The organism is Actinoplanes cyaneus (assembly GCF_016862095.1).
Classification (GTDB): Bacteria; Actinomycetota; Actinomycetes; order Mycobacteriales; family Micromonosporaceae; genus Actinoplanes; species Actinoplanes cyaneus.
Map to the genome: position 1 here is coordinate 1 of NZ_BOMH01000013.1, position 23,389 is coordinate 23,389.

Below are 23,389 nucleotides of genomic sequence, written 5' to 3' on the forward strand. Positions count from 1 at the left end.
CGCGCCCGGCTACGGCCAGCAGCCGGTCGCCGGCTACGCCAGCTGGATCCAGCGAGTCGGCGCGTACCTCGTCGACGCGCTCGCCGTGGCGCCGATCGGCATCATCGGCAACATCGTCGGCTCCGACACCGACCCGGTGACGAATCTGCCGACGTACAACGCGCTCTACTACGTCTTCGCCCTGATCTCCCTGGCCGTCACCGGCTACAACCGGTGGTTCCAGGCCGGCAAGACCGGGCAGAGCTGGGGCAAGAAGGCGCTCGGCCTGCGCCTGGTGGACGCGAACACCGGCCAGCCGATCGGCGCGGGCAAGGCGTTCCTGCGCGACCTGGCGCACATCGTCGACAGCCTCATCTGCCTCGTCGGTTACCTGTTCCCGCTCTGGGACGCGAAGAAGCAGACCCTGGCCGACAAGATCGTCAGCACGGTCGTCGTCAAGTAATCGCCCGGTCCGCCCGTCGGCGGACGTCGAAGGCCCCGCCCGGCTCCACGTCCGGGCGGGGCCTTTCGCCGTTCGCGTTCCGACATGTGGGCAGGTGTGACGCGGCCGACGTCCGGTCCGGGGGCCGGGGGAGCGGTAGGTTGGGGCGCATGCGGGAGCTGTTGACCCCGGTCGTGGTGGCGCCGATGGCCGGTGGTCCGTCCACGCCGGAGCTGGTGATCGCCGCCGGCCGGGCCGGAGCGCTCGGATTCCTCGCCGCCGGCTACAAGACGCCGGAAGCCGTCGAGGCCGAGCTCCGCTCGATGTCGTCGCCGTACGGGCTGAATCTGTTCGTTCCCGTGCCGCCGCTCGCCGACCCGGGCGCGGTCGAGCGTTACCGGGAGGCGTTGCTCCCCGAGGCCGAGCGTTACGAGGTCGACCTGCCGCCCGTGCGGCTGACCGATGACGATCACTTCGCGGCGAAGGTCGAACTGGCCGTCACCTATCGGGTGCCGCTGGTCAGCTTCACCTTCGGCGTGCCGTCCGCCGAGGTGGTGCGGGCGCTGCGGGCCGCCGGCTCGGCGGTGCTGATCACCGTGACCAGTGGTGACGAGGCCCGGCAGGCGCTGGCCGCCGGGCCGGACGGGCTGATCGCCCAGGGCGGCGGGGCGGGCGGCCACTCGTCGACGTTCACGCCGGCGATGTATCGCGGGGACCGGCCGGCCCTGGACGTGCTCGCCGAGGTCCGGGCCGTCACCGGGGTGCCGGTGGTCGCGGCGGGAGGTGACACTCCGGCGCTGCTGGCGGCGGGGGCGGTGGCGGTGCAGTCCGGGACGGCGTTCCTGCTGGCCGACGAGGCGGGGACCAGGCCGGCCCAGCGGGCGGTGATGCTCTCCGGGGCGCCGCGGGAGACGGTGGTGACCCGGGCGTTCACCGGGCAGCCGGCGCGGGCTCTGCGGAACCGCTTCGTGGACACGTACTCCGCCCTGGCCCCGGTGGGCTATCCGGCGATCCATCATCTGACCGCGCCGATCCGGGCGGCGGCCGCGGCGCGGGGTGACGCCGAAGCTCTGAACCTGTGGGCCGGTGCCCGTCATGCGGCTGGTCGGCCGGGGCCGGTTGCCGCGGTGATCGACGCTCTCCGGGCCTGATGACGGCCGGAAACGGTTAGCATTAACGACCGTTAATACTTAACAGATTGTTCTTTGTGCGGTGCGATATTCGGCGGTGTTCTCGGTGTAGGTTCGATTTCGGGATTAGGGCCGGCCGGGTGAGAAACCATCCGGTGGCCTCCCTGAGCGTCCGCGAGAGATCCCCGCGGCGCATCGGTGAAAAGGATTCGGAAATGCACAGTCTGCTTCTTGCGGGCATCATCCCGGCCATGCTCGTCCCCGGGGTGGCTCACGCCGGTCACGCGACCGGCCCCGTGCGCGATGTCCCGGCCGCCCGCGCCGGCACCGCGCCGGGCGCGCCGGCCTCGTCGCCGGAACCCAGGACCGGCCTGCTGGGAACCTTCGCCTTCGGCCGCGCCGCGGTGATCGGGGCCGGCGGCGAGGAGGCCGGTGTCTGGTCCGGGGCGTCGGTCCACTCCGGGTTCGCCGGCGACGATCTCGTGATCACCTATGTTCCGCGTCTCGCCCCGGCCCGGCATGAGCAGGTGGTTTACACCGCCCGGTACAACGAGGTGGCATATCCGCAGGCCGAGTGCGAGCGGGTCGGCGCGTCCGGCGTGGCCCTGCGGGTCTGGGTGTCCTATCGCTGCCGCACCGGCGTCGCCCCCAACTACACGCTCCTGGTCCGATGATCCCGTTCGCCGGCCCGGACGATCTGGTGCGGCCGGCCGGCGCCGAGGACCCGGCTTCGCCACCGACCGTGCTGAGGCTCCGCGCGGTCGAGGTCCCCAGCACGGCGCGGCGCGCTTCCGCCCGGAGAACAGATTCGGCTGCCGGCTCCCGCGGTGTGAACGACCGCCGCGGAAATGGTGCGAAAGTCGATTAGCCGATCGCGAGTGAATTGAGTCTTTGCTGGGGGGAAACCCGGTTCCCGTCGCTTTTCTGTGGGCGGCGGGAACCGGGCTCGGCATAGGGCGGGTCAAGCGTTCCTGTCGCGGCGGAGCCCGGCCGGTCGCTCCGGCCCGACGATCACGTTTCGGCGAGTGCCCGGGCCGGCCTTCGGGTGAGCGCCGCGCCACACCCGCGTATTCTGCAATCGTTGCGGCGGGCCCATCCTCCGGACGGGTGCGGAACACGTCTGGGTCGTCCCCTGGCGTCCGTGTAAGGATGTCGATGCCGAGCTGCCTCATCGGCGGATCCGTCACGGGGTGGGGACGACTTTGCGAACATTGTTGCTGGACAATTACGACTCGTATTCTCAGAATCTTCACGAGTTGCTCGCCCGGGTCACCGGGACGGAGCCGGTCGTCGTCGCGAACGATCGGACGACCGCGGACGCGGTGCTGGCCAGTGACTTCGACGCTCTCGTGATCTCACCGGGGCCCGGCTCCCCGGCCGAACCGGCCGACGTCGGCATCGGGGCCGAACTCGTCGCCCGGGCAGACGTACCCATTCTCGGGGTGTGCCTCGGCCACCAGTTGATTGCCCATCACGCCGGTGCAGGCATAGAGCACGCGGAATATCCGGCGCATGGCATTATCAGTCGCATCAGCGCCGGCGACGATCCGCTCTTCCGCGGGTTTCCGCGATCTTTCGACGTCGTTCGTTATCACTCGCTCGCCGTCTCCCGGCCACTGCCGCCGTCGCTGCGCGAGATCGCCGTGGCCGAGGACGGCACCGTGATGGCGGTCCGGGACCGGCGGCGGCCGATCTGGGGTGTTCAATTCCACCCGGAAGCGGCCTGCTCCGAGCACGGCGAGCGGCTCGTCCGCAATTTCCAGGCCATCGTCGAATCCCGGCGCGGCTGGTCGGGCGTCGCGGCACGGCCCGCCGCTGCACCGTTCGCCGCGGCGCGACCCGCCGCGGCGAGCGCCGTGCGCGGGTCCCGCCGGGATGCCCAGCGGCTGGTCCTGACCCGGCGGGAACTGGACCCTTCCCTCACGCCCGCGATGGCCTTCGAGCACTTGTACCGGGGCCGGGCGTTCGCATTCTGGCTGGACACGAACACGTTGCGCGCCACCCACGGCTGGTCGTTCATGGGTGCGCCCACCACCATGCGCGATCACGTGCTGACCGCCGGGGGGACGGTGGTGACCCGCACCGACCCGGCGGGGCGCAGCGTGTCCCGGCCGGTCCCGTCGGTCTGGCGGCACCTCGAGGATCTGCTCGGCCGGTACACGGTGGACAGCCATCCCAGCATGCCGTTCGCCGGTGGCTACGTCGGCTCACTGGGCTACGGGCTGGCGACCGCGACGATCGGTGCGGCCCGGCCCGCCACCCGTCACCCCGACCTGGCGCTGCTGTTCGTCACGCGTTTCCTGGCCTTCGATCATCGCGCCGGGCGCGCCTACGCCTGCGCGGTCCACGCCGAGGCCGAGACGGCGGAGGCGCACAGTTGGCTGGACAGCGTCGACGGGGCTCTGCGGCAGGCCGCCACCGCCCTCGAGGACGAGCCGGCCGGGCCCGCGCCGGTGGTCGACCGGACGTGGCTGCCCGGCGCCGTCGACTCCGCCGGGCGTTACCAGGCCAAGGTCGAGGAGTGCATCGCCGAGATCCGGCGTGGCGAGACCTACGAGGTGTGTCTGACCACCGGTTTCGAGGGGCCGCCGCTGCGCGACCCGCTCGGCGTGTACCGGCTGCTGCGGCGGGTCAACCCGGCCCCGTACAGCGCCTATCTCGCCGTGGGCCCGCTGCAGGTGTTGTCCAGTTCCCCGGAGCGGTTCCTGCGGATCAGCCCGGACGGGCGGGTCGAGTCGCGCCCGATCAAGGGCACCTGCGCGCGCCGGGCGGACCCCGGGGAGGACCGGCGCGCGGCCGAGCGGCTGGCGGCCGATCCCAAGGTGCGCGCGGAGAACATGATGATCGTCGACCTGCTGCGCAACGACCTCAACCGGGTCTGCCGCGTCGGCAGTGTCGAGGTGGAGTCGCTGATGCACGTGGAGAGCTATCAGACGGTCCACCAACTGGTCTCCACCATCGCCGGGCGGCTGGCGCCGGAGAGCACCCCCCTCGCCGCCGTCGAGTCGTGCTTCCCCGGCGGGTCGATGACCGGCGCACCCAAACTGCGGACCATGGAGATCATTTCCCGGCTGGAGAGTCATGCCCGCGGTATGTACGCCGGTGCGCTCGGCGCCTTCTCGCTCGACGGCTACGTCGACCTGTCCATCGTGATCAGGACGATCGTGAACGATCCGGCCGGGTGGTTCGTCGGCGCCGGCGGCGCGGTGCTGCTCGGCTCCGACCCGGTCGCGGAATACCAGGAGATGTGTCAGAAGGCGGCGCCGCCGATCACGGCGATCTCCTGGTACGACAGCCGGCTGCGACCCGATGGCCCGGTCACCACCGCCGCGGGTGAGCACTGAGCCCGGTAACTGGAACAGCGGAAGGCGGCCGCCCCCGCGGTCACAGCGCGACGGTCAGGCGGTGGCCCCGCCGTCGACCACCAGGTCGTGCCCGACGGTGAAGCCGGACTCGTCGGCGGCCAGCCACAGCACCGCCGAGGCGATCTCCTCCAGCGCACCGACCCTGCCGATCGGCAGCGCGCCGGCCAGCCGGTCCGCCCGGTCCTGCGGGGTCTCGCCCGGGTGCAGCGACATCGCCGTGTCGGAGGGGCCGGGGCTGACCGCGTTGATCCGGATGCCCTCGCCGATGTACTCCAGTGCGGCGTTACGGGTCAGCGTGCTGACGGCGGCCTTCGCGGCGGCGTAGGCACCCAGGCCGGGGCGCCGGCCGTGCGCGCCGATGTTGGAGGCGATGTTGACGATCGCGCCGCCGCGCCCGCGCATCCGGGCGATCTCGTACTTCATGCTCAGGTAGACACCGGTGAGGTTGGTGTCGATCACCGAGTGCCAGACCGTCTCGTCGAGGTCCGCCAGCGGCGCGGGCCGGCCCAGCACGCCGGCGTTGTTGACCGCGACGTCGAGCGCGCCGAAGCGGTCGACGACGGTGGTGACCAGGCTTTCCACCTGCTCGGCGACGGTGACGTCGGCGGTGACCGCCGCGGCCGTGCCGTTGTCGGCCTCGATCAGCTTCACCGTCTCGTCGAGCGACGCGGCGTCGCGGCCGGCGACCACCACGGTGGCGCCCTCGGTGGCCAGGGCGCGGGCCACGGCCCGTCCGATGCCGGAGCCGCCGCCGGTGACCAGGGCGACCTTGCCGGTGAATCGTTGCGTCATGCGCGCTTCCTTCCGGGAGTGGAGTGCAGGAGAACGGCGGCGGGCTCGCCGGGGCTCAGGTCGAGGGCGCGCTGGATCGCCGGCATCGCCACCACCGGCATGACGCCGCGATCAGGCGGAGCTGGATCACGGCGAGTGATCCGAAGGCCAGTCCGGCCGACGCCTCTCGGGATCCTTCGAAGACTGATCGTTCAAGAAACTCCGCCTCCTTCCCGAACGCCGTTCACGCTCCGAGGGTAGCTATTCGAGAACGTTCGGTCCAGTTGGATTCCAGAGTATTCGGGATCCGGCGAAGTGACGCGCCGCTGGGCAAGCGAGGCAGGGCGATGACGGAGTGTGTCGGCGAAGGTTGCGCGGGCAGTGCCGCCCGGCCGCGGGTGACCTCGGGACGAGCCGGTCAGTGGGCGGGGCCGGGCGGGGCCCAGGCGAGCAGTGCGGCGAACGCCTCGTCCGCGGCGTCGCGCGCCCGGATCGCACCGGTGCGGCCCTTGCCGACCACGCGCAGCCCCTCCAGCACCACCATCAGGAACCGGGCCAGCCGGCGGGGATCGGCTCCGGCGGCCAGTTCGCCGGAGCCGCGCGCCCGCAGCAGCGCCGAGGTGAGCGCCACCTCGATGGTCTCCCAGCTCGTCTCGACGCTGAGCGCGACCGCGGTGTCGGCGGACATCCGCTCCACTGCCGCGTTGACCACGAAACAGCCCAGGTCGCCGGCCCCGGTGGCCTCCGCGACGAAGTCGTCGAGCACCGACCGGATCGCCGGCAGCGCGGACCCCGGCCCGGCCAGCCGCTCCACCAGCACCGGATCGCGCTGCCGCACGTAGCGGTCGAGCGCCCGCAGGTAGAGGTCGTGCTTGCTGCCGAAGGTGGCATACAGGCTGGCACGGGCCACCCCCGTGGCCGCGACCAGGTCGGCCATCGACGTCGCCTCGTACCCCCGCTGCCAGAACAGCCGCATGGCGGCGTCCAGGGCCTGGTCGGGCTCGAACTCCTTCACCCGGGACATCGGTCGAGCGTACCCATTCGAGAACGCTCGATCCAGATGCACGAGCCCGCCCCGCCGCGTCAGCTCCGGCCGTCCGGCCGGTTTGGCCGTCCCGGGCGGAGCAGGGCGCCGCCGTCCCGCCGGATCACGGCAGAGCGGTCGGCCGGATCGTGCCGGTGACGTGACCGAACGACAGGTGGGAGCCGTCGGCGGCGGGGGCTGTGGCGGTGATCGTGATCTCGTCGCCGTCCTGCAGGAACGTGCGCGTCGTGCCGTCCGGCAACTCCAGCGGCTCGGCGCCGTCCCAGGAGAGCTCGATGAGGGAACCTCGCTCGTCCCGGGCCGGGCCGCTCACGGTGCCGGAGGCGAACAGGTCACCCGTGCGCAGCGAGGCGCCGTTCACCGTCAGGTGGGCCAGCTGCTGGGCCGCCGTCCAGTACATGCCGCGGAACGGCGGGCGGCTGACGACCTCGCCGTTCAGGCGGACCTCCAGGGACAGGTCGAGGCCCCACGGGGCGTCGCTGTCGTCCAGGTAGGGGAGCAGGGGCTCGTCACGGACGGGCGGCTTCACCCGGGCCTCGGACAGGGCGGCCAGGGGGACCACCCACGGCGAGACCGAGGTCAGGAACGACTTGCCCAGGAACGGGCCGAGCGGCACGTACTCCCAGGCCTGCAGGTCACGGGCGGACCAGTCGTTGACCAGGCAGACCCCGAAGACGTACGAGGAGAAGTCGTGCACCGGCACGGGCGTCCCGAGCACCGAGGGCACGCCGACGACGAACCCGACCTCGGCCTCGATGTCGAGCCGGCGCGACGGGCCGAACGCGGGGGTGCCGTCGGCGAGGTACTGACCCTGCGGGCGGGTCACCGGAGTGCCGGACACCTGGACCGTCCCGGACCGGCCGTGGTAGCCAATCGGCAGGTGCTTCCAGTTGGGGGTGAGGGCGGGCGAGCCGGGGCGGAACATCCGGCCCAGGTTCTCCGCGTGGTCCCGGGAGCTGTAGAAGTCGACGTAGTCGGCCACCTCGAACGGCATCCGCAGGGTCACCGAGTCCATCGGCAGCAGGTGCGGCGTGACCCGCTCCCGATGGGCCGGATCGGTCAGCCAGGCGGCGATCATCGACCGCAGCGCGGCCCACGACTCCGGGCCCTGGGCCAGGAACGCGTTCAGCGACCCGGTCGCGTGCACCGGGTCGCCGGTCAGCCCGGCCAGGTCGAGGACCTGGTCGCCGATCGCCACGCCGGTGCGCGGGGCCGCGGAGGAATCGGTGACGAAGACGCCGTACGGCAGGTTGGTGATCCCGAACCCCGTGGATTCGGGCAGGTCGAGCCAGGTCATATGGTGATTCTCTCCGGGAGCAGGCCGAGGCGGGTGAGGTCGTGGACGGGGTCGGCGACGTCGCACGTGCCGAACGAGGTGAAGATCGAGCGGGCACGGGCCACGTCGGCGGGGGACCAGGCGCGCAGTTCCGCCGCCATGGCCGCGCCGTCGGTGCGTCCCAGCTGCGCCTCAGCCGAGCCCGGGTCGGAGGCGGCGAGCAGCACGTTCAGGAAACCGTGGTGATCGAAACCGGTCGCGGGGTCGGTGTGGCGGATCGCGTGGTGGAGGCCGGCCGTGCACTTGAACGGGATGTCCCGGTCGACGCACGCGCGGATGGTCGCGGCGAGCTCGGCGGGCGGCGGGAACAGGTCGGCGCGCAGTCCACCGGTACGGAGTTTCGCCCGGCAGCCCGTGCCGGCGAGCGCGTCGAGCACGTCGTCGCGCGCGGAGGTGCGGGGCAGCTCGACAGCGCGGGTTACCTCGGGTGCCAGGGTCGCGGCCAACGTCCGTACGGCAAAGTGGGTTTGATCTGCGTCGGCCGCGACCGGAGTCTCGACCGCGACCAGGCGCATGCCCGGATTCTCCTGGATCTGCCGGACGGCTGCCGGCAGCTCTGCCGGCGTGGCGATGAGCGCGATGTCGAGGGGCCCGTCGAGATCGGCCTCGCCCAGCCGCTTGGCCGGAAGGACGAACGGACCGAGCAGCTCCCCGTGCGGCCCGCGGAGCGCCCGCCGGTGAGCGGGCACCGCGGCCGCCATCGGAGCGTTCCCCGGCGGGAACAGCGCGGCATCGTCGAACAGCCGGACGAACAAGCCGGTCATGCGGACGGGCCGCGACCGGACCAGGACCAGGCATAACGCCCGTCGTCCGACGCGAGCCCGGCCTCGCCGAGATCCAGCGGGCGGAAAGTGTCGACCATCACCGCGGTCTCGTCGAAGAACTCCACCCCGAGCGACCGCTCCACCGCCCCCGGCTGCGGCCCGTGCGAATGCCCGCCCGGATGCAGCGAGATCGACCCCTTGCCGATCCCGGAGCCCTTGCGCGCCTCGTAGTCGCCGTCCACGTAGAACATCACCTCGTCGGAGTCGACGTTCGAGTGGTAGTACGGCACCGGCACGGCAAGCGGGTGGTAATCCACCTTGCGCGGCACGAAGTTGCAGATCACGAAGTTCTGCCCGGCGAAGACCTGGTGCACCGGCGGCGGCTGGTGGACGCGGCCGGTGATCGGCTCGAAGTCGGCGATGTTGAACGCGTACGGGTAGAGGCAGCCGTCCCAGCCGACCACGTCGAACGGATGCTCGGGCACGACGTGGATCGTCCCGCCGCCGCGGTGCTTCACGTAGATCTCGACATCGGTCCCCTCCGCGAGCAGCGGTTCCGTGGGCCCACGAAGATCACGTTCGCAGTACGGGGAGTGCTCGAGGAACTGGCCGTAACGCGAGAGGTACCGCGCCGGCGGGGCGATGTGCGAGCTGGCCTCGATCGCATACGTCCGCAGGGGCTCGGGGCCGGACGGGATCCACCGGTGCGCGGTCATCCGCGGGATGATCACGTAGTCGCCCCGGCCGACGGTCAGCGCGCCGAACACCGTCTCCACCGTCGCGTCGCCGCGCTCGACGTAGACGCACTCGTCGCCGATCGCGTTCCGGTAGTACGGCGAGATCTCCGTCGACACCGCGTACGAGATCCGCACGTCGGCGTTTCCCAGGACCAGGCGCCGCCCGGTGACCGGGTCGGCCTCCTTGAAGTCCAGGTCGTGCAGGCGTAGGTGGCGCGGGACGAGCGGGGCGTTCGGGGTCAGGCTCTGGTCGGGCAGCTGCCACGGGCGCGCGTCGACGATCGCCGACGGGATGCCACGGTGGTAGAGCAACGACGAGTCGGAGGAGAAACCCTCCTCGCCCATCAACTCCTCGGCGTACAGCCCGCCGTCCGGGCGGCGGTGCTGGGTGTGCCGTTTCGGCGGGATGCTGCCCACCTGCCGGTAGAACGTCACGCGTCCGACTCTCCCTCCTGCGGACCACTCCGGCGGGTCACGCCGCAGTGGTCCCTGGACAAGTAGCCGTCACCAGGGGTGGTGGTGGCGGCTCCGTGCGCTACGGAATTTACGGAGCCGTAACAGACCGCACAAGTGTCCCGGCAGGTTCGCATTGCGAACAAATGCCGGTAGCCTCATCGATCGGGAAGGGGATCACGTGCCGAAGATCGTCGATCACGACCAGCGACGTTCCGAGATCATCGAGGCGTACCTGACGGTGGTCGCCCGGGACGGGCTCGCCGCCGCCACCAGCCGGGCCATCGCCGCGGAGCTGAACATCGGCACCGGTGCGCTCTGGCACTACTTCGACGGTTTCGACGAGGTGGCCGCGGGGGCGTACGCGCGGATCACCGACCGCACCAACACCCGCATCGCCGCCGCGACCGCCGGGCTGCGCGGGCTCGCCGCGTTCTACGCCATGATCCGGGAGATCCTTCCGCTCACCAAGGTGACGGTGGACGAGGCGTTCGTGGTCGTCGGCTTCTGGGGCCGGCTCGCCGCCAACTCCAAGATCGAGGAAGCGCCGGACCTCGGCGAGTTCTGGGGCGGCCAGATGGCGGACCGTTTCCGCGAGGCCATCGCCGACGGCGAGCTGCTGCCGTCGATCCCGATCTCCGACGTCGTCGACGTCCTGCTCACCATCTGCATCGGCGAGCAGGTCAACGCCGCGATGTCCGCCCCCATGGTCAACCCCACGCGTCAGCTCGCCCTGGTCGACCACTGCCTCCTGCCGTGGCGTCCCCCAACTTCCTGAAACCCGCTCTTCCCGTACGCCCGTGAGCCGCCCGCCCCACCGCCCGCCTCCGCCCAGCGTCTCCCCGGCCAGTCCCCACGGCAGCATCTGCCCCGCCACCGACCACAGGCTCGCCGCCCGCACCGACCGTCGCATCCGCCCCGGCACCGACCGTCGGCGCCGGCCCGCTGCCCGCTCAGGCCCGCGGCGCGGCTCGCGCTGGCCGGCTGGTGCTCACGGTCGTTATTCGTGCCTCATGACAACCGTGAGCACCAGCCGAGCGCGTGAGCCGCGCTGCTGGCTCTCGTGGCTGTGGCCTTGCGTGGTGCTCGGCGCGAGCTGAGGTGCGGGTCGAGGTCGCGGCGCGGCTGGGGGGTCTTCGGCTGGTGCTCATGGACGTTATGAGGCACGAATAACGTCCATGAGCACCAGCTGGCAAGAGCGAGTCACGTGACTAGAGGGAGCACCACGGGGCTTGCGTGCTGGGACGGGCGAGACTCGCGGGCGGGGCGGGCGGCTCGTGGGCGTACGCGCGCGGGGTCTTTCAGAGCAGAGCGGCGCGGAGGTGCGTGATGGCCTGGGGCAGCGCCTCGGTCGCGGGGGTGGCCAGGTCGGGGCGGACGCCGGTGCCCTCCCAGTTGGTGCCGGAGAGCGGGCTCACCGAGCGCGCGACCGGGATCGTCGCCTCCAGGTGCGGGTGGACGGCGAAGCCCTCGCGCGGGTGGGCGCCGCCGCGGGTGGTCTCGCCGATGATCGTGGCGCGTTTGCGTTCCTGCAGGGTGAACGCCAGATCCTCGCCGCCGGAGAAGGTGGTGGCGCTGGTCAGGACGGCGATCGGGCGGTCCGGGCCGAAGCGGGGGCCGGCCAGGTGCGGGACGGTCCAGAACTGGCGGATGCGGTCCTCGGCGCGGAAGTAGAGGCCGCCGAGCTCGAGCGGCTCCGGGCCGAAGAGGTAGCTGCAGAAGAGAGCGACCGTCTCGGGAACCCCGCCCCGGCAGCGGCGCACGTCGAGAATCAGCGCCGAGGCGCCCGCGGCCAGGGTCATCGCGGCAGCGATCGGGTCGCCGGCCGCGGTGGGCGGGAAGAACAGCGGGGTGATCTCGATGAGCGCGATGTTGTCGTCGAGGCGTTCGACGCGGCCGATGCCACCGCCGGTGCGCGCCGCCAACGCGGTCAGCTCCGCCAGGTCGGCCTCGTCGTCGCCGTGGTCGTCGCGCAGCGGCTCCTCGCTGTGCAGCAGCCGCAGGTGCCGGTCCCCGTTGACGGACTGCAGGTCCTCGGTGACCCGGGTGGCCAGCTCCGCGGCGTCGACGCCGTCCGGATATCGGGCGGCCTCGAGCACAGCGGCGACCTGGTGGCCGACCTCGGGAAACACGTAGTGCTCGGTGACCAGGTCCTTGACCCGGGTCACCACCTGGGTGATCTCGTCCTGACGCATGGATCGCAGTCAAGCACCTCGATGACCTTGCCGGCGACCCGGCGCGGGTGTTGCGCGTGTCGGCGGCCTTCCGCCTGCCGTCCGTGTCACTCTTCCCGAGCCGGGGTGACTTTCTGGTGCGAAACGGTCAATTAGGAATCGATCCACTCCGGAGCGCCGCTGACCGTCCCGTGACGAAAGGCAACAATCGTGCTCTTCCAGCACACTGGCCGCCTGGCGATCGCGTCCGCGGCAGCGGTCGTGGCCGGCACGGCGATCGTCGCCGCCACCGGCGCGCGGGCGACCACCGGCGCCGCCGCCGACCACCTCCTGCTCTCCCGGGTGACGGTCACCGCCGAGGCGACCGCGGTGACGCTGACCCGGCTCACCGGCGCCGGCACCGGCGACGGAACCGCGATCGAACTCCCGGTCACCGTCTCCGGCGTCGACAAGCCGTTCACGATCGAGGGCGACTCGGCCGGGGTCGGAGCGCTGGCCCGCTCGGCGGACGGCCGCTACGTGACGCTCGCCGGCTACGCGGCGGAGCCGGGCACCGCGACCACGTCCGTCCCCCGGGTCGTGGCCCGCGTCGACGCGGCCGGCGCGGTGGACACCTCCACCACGCTGGGCACCTCCTTCATGCAGGAGGAGGTGCGCGGCGCGGTCACCGCCGACGGCGCCCGCTTCTGGGTCACCGGGCACGGCGCGACCGCGGCCCCGAACGGTGGCCTGGTCCAGGCTACGCTCGGCGCGAGCAGCGGGACCGTGCTGGCCGGTGGCACCGGCGCGCTGAACGACACGCGGACCGTGCAACTCGCCGGCGGCAGCCTCTGGTTCGGCAGCGAGAAGGAGCCGGCCGGGCTCTACGAGTACACGGCCGGCGTCGTGACGCAACCGGTCGCGCTCGGATCGGGCGGCTCGGGGCCCATCGCGTTCGTGCTGCTCGACCGGGACGCCGCGGTGGCCGGCGTGGACACGCTCTACCTGCTGCGCGAGGCCGACGCGGTCCACAAGTACTCGTCGGACGGCACGAACTGGACCGAGCGGGGCACGATCTCCGGCACCTCCGCATGGACCGGGCTGACCGGCGTGGTGGACGGGACCGGCGCCCGCCTCTACGGCATCGACGGCGCCGGCGCGGGCAACACCCTGGTGCAGGTCACGGACTCGGCCGAGTTCAGTTCGCCGCCTTCGGCCTCCGCGCGTACGACGGTTGCCACCGCTCCCGGCGGCGTGGCGTTCCGTGGTGTCGCCCTCGCGCCGGGTGACCCTTCGCCGTCGTCCCCCGCTTCCGCCCCCGTTTCGTACTGACCGGCTGTGTCCACGCCGGGCGGAAGAAATCCCGGGAGGCCCCGTTCGTCGTAGGGTGATCCAATGCGGTCCACCCTGAGCACTGTGAAGACCCGGTCGGCGTTGCGTGACGCCGCCCGGGTCTCTGCACAGACCTTGCTGATCATGCTGCTCCTCTATGTCGTCCTGGACCTGCTGGGGGCCACCTGGTCGGTGCTCTGGCCGCTGGTCGTGGCGCTGCTGCTGACCACGCTCACCTGGCCGCCGGTCCGCTTCCTGCGCCGCAGGGGCTGGCCGCCCGCGCTCGCCGCCTCCCTGGTCACGGTCCTGTTCCTGGCCCTGATCGCCGGAACCATCGTGCTGATCGCGGTGCCCGTCTCCGAGCAGTCCGGCAAGCTCGGCCAGGGCGTGGTGGACGGTATCCAGCAGGTCCGGGACTGGGCCTCCGGCCCGCCGCTGAACATCAGCGACGACCAGGTCAACAGCGGCCTGAACAGCGCCATCGACAAGGTTCAGGCCAGCGTCGGCAGCATCGCGAACGCCACCCTCACCGGCGTCAGCACGATCGTCAACGGCGTGGTCACCACGATCCTCGCGCTGTTCCTGATGTTCTTCTTCCTTAAGGACGGCCCGCGCTTCCTGCCCTGGCTCGGCCGTCAGCTGCCCGGCCGGCTCGCCGCCGACGTGCCCGAGATCGCCAGCCGCAGCTGGAACACGCTCGGGTCGTTCGTCCGCTCGCAGGCGTTCGTCGGTCTGCTCGACGCGGTCTTCATCGGCCTCGGCCTGTGGATCGTCGGCGTCCCGCTGGTGCTGCCGCTCGCCGTGCTGACGTTCGTCACCGCGTTCATCCCGATCGTCGGCGCGGTCTTCGCCGGGCTGGTCGCGGTGCTGATCGCGCTGGTCTCCGTCGGCTGGGTCAAGGCGCTGATCGTGCTCGGCATCATCCTGCTGGTCCAGCAGCTGGAGGGCAACGTCTTCCAGCCGATGGTCCAGAGCCGGGGCCTGGGCCTGCACGCCGCCGTGGTCCTGCTCGCGGTGACCCTGGGCGGCAACCTCGCCGGGATCGTCGGCAGCCTGCTGGCGGTGCCGGTCGCCGCGCTCATCGGGGTGATCTGGGGTTACCTGCGCGAGCAGCTCAGCGACCCGGCCCCGCCGATCCCGGAGCCGGACTCCGACCCGGCGCCCGAAGCCACCGAGGGCTCCACCCCGTGAAACTGTCGCAGCGTGCCCTGGCGGTCGAGCCGTTCCATGCTATGGCGTTCGGGCGCCGGGCGGGGGAGCTGGAGGCCGCCGGCCACGACGTCGTCCGGCTCGGGCTCGGCGAACCCGACTTCGGGGCACCGCCCGCGGTCCGCGAGGCGATGCGGGACGTGATGGACGGGCGGCCGCTGCCGTACACGCCGGCCTTCGGCCTGCCCGCGCTGCGCGAGGCGATCGCCGACTTCTACCGCGACCGGCACGGCGTGACAGTGGACCCGGCGCGGATCGCCGTCACCCCCGGAGCTTCCGGTGCGTTGCTGCTGGCGGCGGCCGCGACCACGGACCCGGGGGACGAGGTGATCGTCGCGGACCCGTCCTACCCGTGCAACCGGGCGCTGGTCGAGACGTTCGGCGGCGCTGTCGTCACCGCGGCCACGACACCGGCAGCCCGCTATCAGCTGGACACCACGGCGGTCGAGCGGGCCTGGAGCGACCAGACCAGCGCCGTCATGATCGCGAGCCCGTCGAACCCGACAGGCACGTCCATCCCGTACGCCGAAATGGTCTCGGTCTGTGATCTCGCCCGTGCGCGGGGCGTCTGGCGGATCGTCGACGAGATCTACCTGGACCTGGCCGACCCGGCCGCGGACGGCACCCCGCCACGCAGCATCCTCGCCGCGGACCCGGACGCCATCGTGATCAACAGCTTCTCCAAGTACTTCGGCATGACCGGGTGGCGTCTGGGCTGGTGCGTGCTGCCGCCCGCGCTGGTCGAAGCCGCGGAGCGGCTCGCCATGAACTACTTCCTGTGCGCCTCCACGCCGGCCCAGCTCGCCGCCCTGGAATGCTTCACCCCGGCGTCGCTGGCCGTCTGCGAGGAACGCCGCGCCGAGCTCCTGGCCCGGCGCGGCATCGCCCTCGACGGCCTGGCCCGCATCGGGCTGCCCGTGCCGGTGCCGCCGGACGGCGCGTTCTACGTGTACTTCGACGTCAGCTCGACCGGCCTGGACGCGTGGGAGTTCTGCCGGCGGGCCCTGGAGGAGGCGCTCGTCTCGGTCACCCCGGGCCGCGACTTCGGGGTGGCGACCGCTGACACCCACGTCCGGTTGTCCTACGCGGCGTCGCGCGAGGCCCTGCGCGAAGGGCTGAAGCGGCTCGGCACGTTCGTCAGCGGGCTTCGGCAGGGACACGGTTCGTCTTCCGGGACGGCCGGCGTCTGAGCGGGCCGTGCGGGAGTCCGGCGATCACGAGACCACGGTGAGCACGATCTTGCCCTGGAGGTGACCCCGCGCGGCTCGCGTGTGTGCGCTGCCGGCCTCGGCCAGCGGGTAGGTGCTGTCCAGCCCGGCCTGGAGTTTGCCCTCGTCGAACAGGCGCCCGATCTCGGCGAGCTGGGGGCCGTTGGACCGTACCTGGATGTTGGAGACCGAGATGCCCAGACCGGCCGTCACCTCCGGGTCGTACTGCGCGAAGAACACCGGAAGCATGGTGCCGCCGCGCTCGAGCACGGTCAGCAAGCGTGAGCTCTCCGGGCCACCGACCGTGTCGACCACCAGGTCGGCACCACTGACCACGTCCTCGGCCCGGGTACGGGTGTAGTCGACGAACTCGTCGGCACCGAGCTTGCGCAGGAACTGCTCATGACGGCCCGAGGCCACCGCGATCACGTGCGCCCCCTTCCACTTCGCCAGCTGCACCGCGAAGTGGCCCACTCCACCGGCGGCCCCGTTGACCAGGACGGTCATCCCCGGCGTGATCGGCACCGGCCGGTGCACCCGGCCGGTGAACGGGGACGGCACGTCGTGACCGAGATCGATCAGGTACTGCCAGGCGGTGAGGACGGCCATCGGCGCCGCGGCCGCGTGCACGTGGTCGATGGAGGCGGGCTTGTGAGCCAGGTCGGAGGCCGGCGCGGCCACGTACTCGGCGTACGTCCGGCCGTCGAACCCCGGGAACCGCAGCATGCCGAAGACCTCGTCACCGGCCGTGAACCCTTGCACGTCCGGAGCGACCGCCTCGACCACGCCTGACATGTCCGTTCCGGGAATCAGCGGGAACTCCAGTGCCGGCCTCATCTCGGCCGGCATGACCTTCAGCCCCTCACGCAGGTACCAGTCCGGCGGGTTGATGCCCACCGCGTGCACCTTGACGAGGACCTCGCCCGGTCCGATCTCGGGCACCGGCACCTCGTCGTACCGCAAGACTTCCGGGCCGCCCGCTTCGTGGATCTGGATCGCCTTCATCGTGCCTGTGCTTTCTCGGGGGAACGTTGCTCCTCCAGTCAAGTCCGGCACCGGCACGGCCGTCCAAGACCGGTTCGGCACCGAGTCATTCCGAAACGGCATGATGCGTACGCTGGAACGGTGAACGACGCCGGTAAGGACTTGGACCTGCGGCTGGTGCGGTACTTCACCGTGGTCGCGGCTCATCAGCACTTCGGCCGGGCCGCCACTGACCTGCACGTGGCCCAGCCGGCACTGAGCCGCCAGATCCAGCGGCTCGAGAGACATCTCGGCGTACGACTGCTGGACCGCGTGCCCCAGGGTGCCCGACTCACCCCGGCCGGCCGGGTGTTCCTCCCGCAGGCGAGAGCCCTGCTGCAGGCCGCCCGGCAGGCTCAGCTGGCCGTACGCGACCAGGCCGGCACCGAACGCATCACCATCGGCTATCTCGAAGATCTCGTGATCACCGCCGCGGTCCAGGAAATGCGCCGCCGCCACCCGGGCGCCGAGATCGCCACCCGGCACCTGAGCTGCCGCGACGTGGGAGCGTTGGCCGAGGAACGCGTCGACGCCCTGGTCGCGCGGGCACCGCTGCCACTGGCCGCCGACGAGGTGGTCACCACCCCGCTCTACGAGGAACCGCGGATGCTGGTGGTCCCGCGCGGTCATCCCCTGGCCGGCCGCGTGTCGGTGACCTCGGCGGAACTGGCCGGCGAGGAGGCGGCGCCCTGCGCGTTCGAGACCGCGGACTGGACCTCCTACCAGCTCCTCGGGGCCGGGGTGCCGCCGGTCGAGAGCTTCGAGGACAAGCTGGAACTGGTTGCCGGCGGCGGGGCGATCGCGGTGCTGCCGGTCGGCGATCACCGTAGCTCGCTCCGTCCCGGCCTCGTCACCATCCCGATCGAAGGTGCCGCTCCCAGCCAGGTGGTCGTGGTCAGCCGCAAGGGCGACCCGAACCCGATGATCAGGAGTTTCCGGCTGGCAGCCAAGGCCGCCCTGGCCGCCGCCGCAGTCTGACCGGCGCGGCGCGGTGCGGCGTGGCCTGGCGCGGCGCCGGCCGGGCGTGGGCTCCCCGATGGCAACTACGGATTCCCGCAAGCCGCCCGTCGCGGCGCCGATCCCTGCGGAGCAACCGAAGCGACCGCACGGCACCTGATGGAGCAACACCTGAGGCAGCGGAGGAGTGGCGCGATGACCGTCTCGACGAGGATGGACCCGGCCGAGGCCCGTGCCGTGGCCGCCGAGCGTTACCGGGCGGCCGTGGCCGAGATCCCCGAGGTGCTGGAACTCGCCGCCGAGGCCTGCCGGGCACCGATGGCCGCGCTCAAGATGATCGATGGCGGGACGGCGCACATCGCCGGCGCGATCGGCATCCGGACCGTTGTCGACGTGCCGCAGGCGGAGTCGGTGTGCGACGCGGTCGCCGCCGCGGACGACACGATGGTCGTCGGTGACGCCAGCCGTGACCCGAGGCTTGCCACGCATCCGCTGGTCCGGGGCGCCGAGCACGTCCGTTTCCTGGGCGCCGCGCCACTGCACCACGGTGATCACGTGGTCGGCGCGCTCTGCGTCTTCGACGACACGCCGCGCCGCCACAATCCCGAGGCGACGGTGCGGATGCTGTCCCGGATCGCCCGCCGGGTGGACGCCGAGACCGGGCTGCGGCATCTGGCCGGCATCCAGCCGTTCCCGGCCGGCGTGGACCAGGACGAGGTGGTCACGGCGATCTCCCACGAGATCCGTACCCCGCTGGCGAGCATCAACGGCAACCTGGAGCTGCTCACCGAGATGGGCGCGATCATGCCGGGCTTCGAGCGCCGGGTGGAGGCGATCACCCGCAACACCGACCGGCTCTGCCGCACTGTCGACAATCTGCTGCGCGCGGTCGACCAGCAGGCCCACGAGCCGGTCGGCCACCGGCGCCGGTCGGACCTCGGCGCCGTCGTCGCCGCCGCAGTGGCCGCTGCCGGGGGCGAGCGACTCCACGTGGCCGGGACGGACAGCCCGGTGTGGGTCACCGCCGACCCGCGGCTGCTCGGGGTGGCGCTCGGGCACCTGATCGGCAACGCGCTCTGCTTCGGCGAGGGCAAGCCGGTCGAGGTCACGGTGACGGCGGGTTCGCGGCCGGCGATCGTGGTCCGGGACCACGGGCCCGGCCTGGGGGAGGCGGAACTGGCGGCGCTGGGTGTCCCGTTCGTGCGCGGCGAGCAGGCACGGCTGGCACAGATCCCGGGGCTGGGCCTCGGGCTGGCGATCAGCCGCCGCATCGTCGAGGCCCAGGGCGGCGTGCTGCGGCTGGAGAGCCGGCCCGGGGCGGGTGTCACCGCGCGGATCGTTCTGCCCGGGTAGTCCCGTTTCGCGGCGTCTCGCGGAACGTCCCGCGGAGAATGCCCGCCCTCGGCGGGCTGCGACTCCACTGTGGTCGGCGTAACGTCGGCGGCCATGAACGACTTTCACATCGAACGACGTCTCTCGGGGTTGATCGCGGCCGGCGCCACCGCGCTGATCGTGGTGGCCGGCCTGAGCGCTCCCGTGTCGGCGGCCACCCGCCACGCGAGTCCGGGCGCCGCGGGTCTCGGCGACCGGCTGTACCCGCTGCTCGGCAACGGTGGCTACGACGTTCAGGACTACGACCTGCGGATCCGTTACCCGGAGAAGGACCCGGCGCAGACGGTCACCGGCGACGTGACGATCACCGCGGTCGCCACTCAGGACCTGTCCCGTTTCGACCTCGACTTCGGCGGCGAGTCGGTCGGCAAGGTGTCGGTGAACGGCCGCCCGGCCACGTTCAGCCGCTCCGGCGACGAGCTGATCGTCACGCCCAGCCGTTACCTGACCAAGGGCAAGCGTTTCTGGGTCACGGTCAGCAACTTCACCGCGACGCCGATCCCCGCGAACGCGGATTCCCCGGCCGGCTTCGTGACCACGGTGGACGGCACCATCATGGCCGGTCAGCCGGACCAGTCGCACCAGCTGTTCCCGAGCAACGACCACCCGCGGGACATGGCGACGTACACCATCTCGATGACCCGCCCGGCCGGCTGGACCGCTGTGGCGAACGGCGTGCACGTCGGCGACAGGTCCCGCGGCGGCGCGGTGACCTCGGTGTACCGCGAGTCGAAGCCGATGGCCAGCGAGCTGATCCAGCTCGCCGTCGGTGACTTCACGGTGCAGCGGCGGCCGTCGGTCGGCGGCGTCCCGATCCGTGACGTGGTGCCCACCCGGCTCGCCGCGGACCTGCTGCCCAAGGCCGAGGTCGAGCGCTCCCAGCTCGCCTGGATGGTCGGCAAGGTCGGGAAGTACCCGTTCGAGAACTACGGTTCCCTGGTCATCGACACCGATCTGGGCTTCGCCCTCGAGACCCAGACACTTTCCCTGTACGACACGAGCCTGTTCGCCGCGCCGAAGTTCGTTCTCGACCCGGTCATGGCGCACGAGCTGGCACACATGTGGTTCGGTGACAGTGTGTCGCCGAACCAGTGGAGCGACGTCTGGCAGAGCGAGGGTCACGCCACCTGGTACGAGCTGATCTACGCCCTGGAGCACGGCCAGTTCCAGGACTACACCGGTCAGGCGGACCTGGAGTCGTACTTCAAAGCGGTCTATGCCCGGGGTGACCGGTACCGCAGCACGTACGGCCCGGTCGCGCACCCGCTGCGGAGCGACTCGATCTGGGACGTCTTCAACCCGAACGTGTACGACGGTGGCGCGCTCGTCCTCTACGCCCTGCGCCAGAAGATCGGCGTCAAGGCGTTCGACGCCCTGGAGCGGGCCTGGGTCGCCCAGAACCGCGGGCGTGCGGCCGCGACGCAGGACTTCATCGCGCTCGCCTCGAAGGTCTCCCACCAGGACCTGCGCGGCTTCCTGAACGACTGGCTCTACGGCACGAAGACGCCGCCCATGCCGGGCCACCCGGACTGGACGGTCACCGCGCCCGGCGGGTCGGCGGCGAAGGCGCTGAGCACCCCGGCGCGCGCGTTCCCGCACCGCTGAGCTGAGGCGTGTTCCGGAAATCGGCGGCACCGCCGCCCGGTTGATTTCCGGAACACGCTTACCCGGCGACCGGCATGTCCCCGTTGCCTTTCCGCACGGGAGCGCAGTAGCGTGATCACCGTCACTATCCGAGGGGGCGTGGCATGCGGGTGGCGGGCAAGACCCTGGTGGTGACCGGCGCGGGCAGCGAGCTCGGCCGCGCGGTGACCCTGGAGGCGATCCGGCGTGGCGCCCGGGTCGCTGCTGTCGACGCCGATCCGGAGGCGCTGACCGAGACCGCCCGCCAGGTCGTCGCGCCGCTGCTGCTCTCCACCCACGTGGCCGACGTGACCGAGCCGGCCGAGGTGGAGGCGCTGCCGCCCGCCGTGATCGCGCGCTGGAACGCGGTCGACGGGGTGATCCACTGCGCCGGGGCGGGCGAGCCGGTGATCCGGACGTTCCTGCCGCTGCTGCGTGCCCGGCAGGAGGCGCACCTGGTCAGCGTCGGTGACCCGCCGGCCGCGCCGGACGCCGCGCGGGCCGCCGCGAGACGGTTCGCCGAGAGCGTGCAGGCGGGTGCGAACGTGCACGTCGCGATGGTCTTCCCGGCCGGCGAGGCGGTGACGTCGCCGTACCGGGCGGCCCGTGACCTGCTGGACGGGATGGCGCGCGACTCCTACCGGGCGGTGGTGGGCTCGGACGTACGCCTGATGAATCGGATCTTCGGTTTCTCCCGGCGGTAGCGCACCCCTGGTGATCCGTCGCGGAGCAGCCCTGCCCACCACCTCCGTCGCCGTCATCGATCACACACTGGCGCGATGACAGACCGCCTCGAGATTGATGCCGTGCGGGTCCTGGACGAAGGCGCCGTAGTAGTCGTCGTGGTACTCGGGGTGACGCGCGGGCTCCAGTAGGGAGGTCGCGCCGGCCGCGAGCGCGGCGCGGTAGAAGGTAGCCACGTCGTCGCGAGTGTCGACGGTGAAGGCCAGGTGCATGTTCGTGCCGACGGTGCCTCCGTCGATGAGCCAGAAATAGGGCTTGACGTCCGCCAGCCCGAAGCCGGTCATGGCGGTCGGCTGGTTCGGTGTCGCGTTCGGCGGGATCTCCAGCATCTTCGTGATCCCGATGGCGGCCAGCACGGGCTCATAGAAGGCGACAGCGGCGGCGAGGTCGGGCACGGCGACGTTGAGGTGGTCGATCCGGGAACCCGAGCGGTCAAGAGTCATGCATGCAGGCTGCCCGCGATAGCGGTCAGTTGCTGACCGTTGTCGCCGGCGACACCGCCTAGAAGAACTCCGAGCCGTTGATCAGCAGCGTGAGGACCGTGGCCGTCCCGAGCATGGACACCGTCCCGAGGGTCAGCCCCGCGATCGCCATGCCCCGGCCGTGCAGCACCGTGCGCGCCGGCCCTCGGAGGGCCTGGACCCCGAGCACGATGGCGGCGAGCGCGCTGAACGGGGCCAGCAGGCCGCCGGTGCACATGAACAGCGGCAGTGACAGGAGACCGAAAACCAGCGAGAGCATCGGCACCTTGCTCTCCCGGACCGGCGGCTGCGCGAGGACGGCCGGCGGGGCCACGAGGGCGGGCAGGTCGTGGAGCACACTGGACAGCTCACCCCAGGTGCGCGCCGCATAGGCGTAGCGTGACCGCTCGCTGAACTCCTCGATGGTGAGCCGGCCCTCGGCGGTCGCCGTGCTCAGCCGCGCGACGATCGCCTCACGGTCGGCATCCGAGACCCGGACGTGCGGCGAGGGATACATGCAGGCAAGGCTACCGGGGGCTGTCGACCGGCGCGTCCTCCGACCGGGGGTCCCCGCGCCCTGGTCAGAGGTCCAGGGCGTAGACCCGGAGCGGACGACCGGTGTCCGGCTGAACGGTCTCGCGGTCCAGCCTCATGCCCAGTTTCACCATCACCCGGGCGGATGCCTCGTTACCGGCGATGTGGATGCTGACCAGACGTTTCAGGCCGAATCCGGTGCGCGCCCGGCCGACCACGGCTCGGGCCGCCTCGGTGGCGAGACCCTTTCCCCAGTACGGCCGTCCCAGCCGCCACCCGATCTCGACCGCGGGCAGGACCTCGGGCAGGAACAGCGGCACCGCCAGCCCGGTGAAGCCGATCAGCTCACCGGTGTCCCGCAGCTCCACCGCGTACAGCCCGAAGCCGTGCTCGTCCCAGTGCCGCTGCTAGAGGGCGATGCGCTCGGCGGTCCGGGCCCGGTCGAGCGTGCTGCCGTCGTGGATGTAGCGCATCACCTCGGGGTCGGCGGTGAACGCCGCGAACGCGTCGAGGTCGTCGTCGCGCCACTGGCGCAGCAGCAGCCGAGGGGTGGTCAGAGCGGTCCGGTCGGGTGATTTCGGTGACTCAGGCACGTCCACTTCGTACCAGGCCGGGGCTTATGCAGCCAGTCGTCGACCCTGCGGACTTGACACGGTGAGACAGAATCCGGTGACTTCATGCCGGGCTTACGGGGGTTTGACCATGGCGCCAGATGCGAAGCGTGTCCGTCC

The 23,389-nt window shown here is 71.6% G+C and carries 21 protein-coding genes and 1 pseudogene; 12 read left to right on the forward strand and 10 right to left on the reverse strand.

The genetic code is table 11. From position 1 onward, the window contains the following. From Acy02nite_RS07565 to pabB, 4 genes are all read left to right on the forward strand, one after another. Positions 1-442: RDD family protein (locus tag Acy02nite_RS07565; protein WP_203739104.1), on the forward strand; the 442-nt coding region annotated here is incomplete at its 5' end. A gap of 149 nt (positions 443-591) precedes the next feature. Further along, positions 592-1,572 (forward strand): nitronate monooxygenase, encoded by a 981-nt coding sequence (locus tag Acy02nite_RS07570; protein ID WP_203739105.1) that lies wholly within the window; start codon positions 592-594, stop codon positions 1,570-1,572. 194 nt (positions 1,573-1,766) lie between these two features. After that, entirely contained in the window at positions 1,767-2,225 is a 459-nt protein-coding gene (locus Acy02nite_RS07575; RefSeq protein ID WP_239174409.1) for a hypothetical protein, read from the forward strand. A gap of 537 nt (positions 2,226-2,762) precedes the next feature. Beyond that, complete coding sequence (gene pabB, locus Acy02nite_RS07580) at positions 2,763-4,895, forward strand: aminodeoxychorismate synthase component I (protein WP_203739106.1); 2,133 nt, start codon at positions 2,763-2,765, stop codon at positions 4,893-4,895. Between the two features lie 54 nt (positions 4,896-4,949). Here pabB and Acy02nite_RS07585 read toward each other — a convergent pair whose 3' ends face one another. The 5 genes from Acy02nite_RS07585 to Acy02nite_RS07605 all read right to left on the reverse strand — a co-directional run bounded on the left by Acy02nite_RS07585 (position 4,950) and on the right by Acy02nite_RS07605 (position 10,004). Continuing rightward, entirely contained in the window at positions 4,950-5,708 is a 759-nt protein-coding gene (locus tag Acy02nite_RS07585) for an SDR family NAD(P)-dependent oxidoreductase (protein WP_203739107.1), read from the reverse strand. Positions 5,709-6,105: 397 nt separating this feature from the next. Beyond that, positions 6,106-6,711, reverse strand: a complete 606-nt coding sequence (locus Acy02nite_RS07590; RefSeq protein ID WP_203739108.1) for a TetR/AcrR family transcriptional regulator — start codon at positions 6,709-6,711, stop codon at positions 6,106-6,108. A 124-nt stretch (positions 6,712-6,835) separates the two neighbouring features. Beyond that, the gene (gene fahA, locus Acy02nite_RS07595) at positions 6,836-8,029 is read right to left on the reverse strand and encodes a fumarylacetoacetase (RefSeq protein ID WP_203739109.1); all 1,194 of its coding nucleotides are present in this window, start codon (positions 8,027-8,029) and stop codon (positions 6,836-6,838) included. After that, positions 8,026-8,832 (reverse strand): hypothetical protein, encoded by an 807-nt coding sequence (locus Acy02nite_RS07600; RefSeq protein ID WP_203739110.1) that lies wholly within the window; start codon positions 8,830-8,832, stop codon positions 8,026-8,028. Before Acy02nite_RS07600 ends, fahA begins: the two co-directional genes overlap by 4 nt. Then, complete coding sequence (locus Acy02nite_RS07605; RefSeq protein ID WP_203739111.1) at positions 8,829-10,004, reverse strand: homogentisate 1,2-dioxygenase; 1,176 nt, start codon at positions 10,002-10,004, stop codon at positions 8,829-8,831. Before Acy02nite_RS07605 ends, Acy02nite_RS07600 begins: the two co-directional genes overlap by 4 nt. Before the next feature lie 199 nt (positions 10,005-10,203). On the opposite strand from Acy02nite_RS07605, the gene Acy02nite_RS07610 reads away from it, so the two are divergent. Continuing rightward, a complete protein-coding gene (locus Acy02nite_RS07610) occupies positions 10,204-10,800 on the forward strand; it encodes a TetR/AcrR family transcriptional regulator (protein WP_203739112.1) in 597 nt (198 codons plus the stop codon). Positions 10,801-11,323: 523 nt separating this feature from the next. On the opposite strand, the gene Acy02nite_RS07615 is transcribed toward Acy02nite_RS07610, so the two are convergent. Further along, positions 11,324-12,217 carry a S41 family peptidase gene (locus Acy02nite_RS07615; protein WP_203739113.1) on the reverse strand — a complete coding sequence of 298 codons (894 nt, stop codon included), beginning with the start codon at positions 12,215-12,217 and terminating at the stop codon, positions 11,324-11,326. A gap of 189 nt (positions 12,218-12,406) precedes the next feature. Here Acy02nite_RS07615 and Acy02nite_RS07620 point away from each other — a divergent pair, with 189 nt between their 5' ends. The 3 genes from Acy02nite_RS07620 (at position 12,407) to Acy02nite_RS07630 (ending at position 15,906) form a co-directional block, all read left to right on the forward strand. Further along, complete coding sequence (locus Acy02nite_RS07620) at positions 12,407-13,507, forward strand: hypothetical protein (RefSeq protein WP_203739114.1); 1,101 nt, start codon at positions 12,407-12,409, stop codon at positions 13,505-13,507. 63 nt (positions 13,508-13,570) lie between these two features. After that, entirely contained in the window at positions 13,571-14,698 is a 1,128-nt protein-coding gene (locus Acy02nite_RS07625) for an AI-2E family transporter (protein WP_203739115.1), read from the forward strand. Beyond that, a complete protein-coding gene (locus tag Acy02nite_RS07630; RefSeq protein WP_203739116.1) occupies positions 14,695-15,906 on the forward strand; it encodes an aminotransferase class I/II-fold pyridoxal phosphate-dependent enzyme in 1,212 nt (403 codons plus the stop codon). Before Acy02nite_RS07625 ends, Acy02nite_RS07630 begins: the two co-directional genes overlap by 4 nt. Before the next feature lie 24 nt (positions 15,907-15,930). On the opposite strand, the gene Acy02nite_RS07635 is transcribed toward Acy02nite_RS07630, so the two are convergent. Continuing rightward, on the reverse strand, positions 15,931-16,929 hold the full coding sequence (locus Acy02nite_RS07635; protein ID WP_203739117.1) for an NADP-dependent oxidoreductase: 999 nt from the start codon (positions 16,927-16,929) through the stop codon (positions 15,931-15,933). Positions 16,930-17,049: 120 nt separating this feature from the next. On the opposite strand from Acy02nite_RS07635, the gene Acy02nite_RS07640 reads away from it, so the two are divergent. The 4 genes from Acy02nite_RS07640 to Acy02nite_RS07655 all read left to right on the forward strand — a co-directional run bounded on the left by Acy02nite_RS07640 (position 17,050) and on the right by Acy02nite_RS07655 (position 21,623). Then, positions 17,050-17,925 (forward strand): LysR family transcriptional regulator, encoded by an 876-nt coding sequence (locus Acy02nite_RS07640; protein ID WP_203739118.1) that lies wholly within the window; start codon positions 17,050-17,052, stop codon positions 17,923-17,925. Positions 17,926-18,099: 174 nt separating this feature from the next. After that, on the forward strand, positions 18,100-19,257 hold the full coding sequence (locus Acy02nite_RS07645) for a GAF domain-containing sensor histidine kinase (RefSeq protein ID WP_203739119.1): 1,158 nt from the start codon (positions 18,100-18,102) through the stop codon (positions 19,255-19,257). Between the two features lie 93 nt (positions 19,258-19,350). Then, entirely contained in the window at positions 19,351-20,901 is a 1,551-nt protein-coding gene (locus Acy02nite_RS07650) for a M1 family metallopeptidase (protein WP_203739120.1), read from the forward strand. A 143-nt stretch (positions 20,902-21,044) separates the two neighbouring features. Then, the gene (locus Acy02nite_RS07655; RefSeq protein WP_203739121.1) at positions 21,045-21,623 is read left to right on the forward strand and encodes an SDR family NAD(P)-dependent oxidoreductase; all 579 of its coding nucleotides are present in this window, start codon (positions 21,045-21,047) and stop codon (positions 21,621-21,623) included. A 60-nt stretch (positions 21,624-21,683) separates the two neighbouring features. Here Acy02nite_RS07655 and Acy02nite_RS07660 read toward each other — a convergent pair whose 3' ends face one another. The 3 genes and pseudogenes from Acy02nite_RS07660 to Acy02nite_RS07670 form a co-directional block, all read right to left on the reverse strand. Then, complete coding sequence (locus Acy02nite_RS07660; RefSeq protein WP_203739122.1) at positions 21,684-22,106, reverse strand: VOC family protein; 423 nt, start codon at positions 22,104-22,106, stop codon at positions 21,684-21,686. A 58-nt stretch (positions 22,107-22,164) separates the two neighbouring features. After that, positions 22,165-22,641, reverse strand: coding sequence for a DUF1707 and DUF4190 domain-containing protein (locus tag Acy02nite_RS07665; protein ID WP_203739123.1), 477 nt, complete (start codon positions 22,639-22,641; stop codon positions 22,165-22,167). Positions 22,642-22,705: 64 nt separating this feature from the next. After that, positions 22,706-23,257 (reverse strand): annotated as a pseudogene (locus Acy02nite_RS07670) (GNAT family N-acetyltransferase). Between the last annotated feature and the right edge of the window lie 132 nt (positions 23,258-23,389).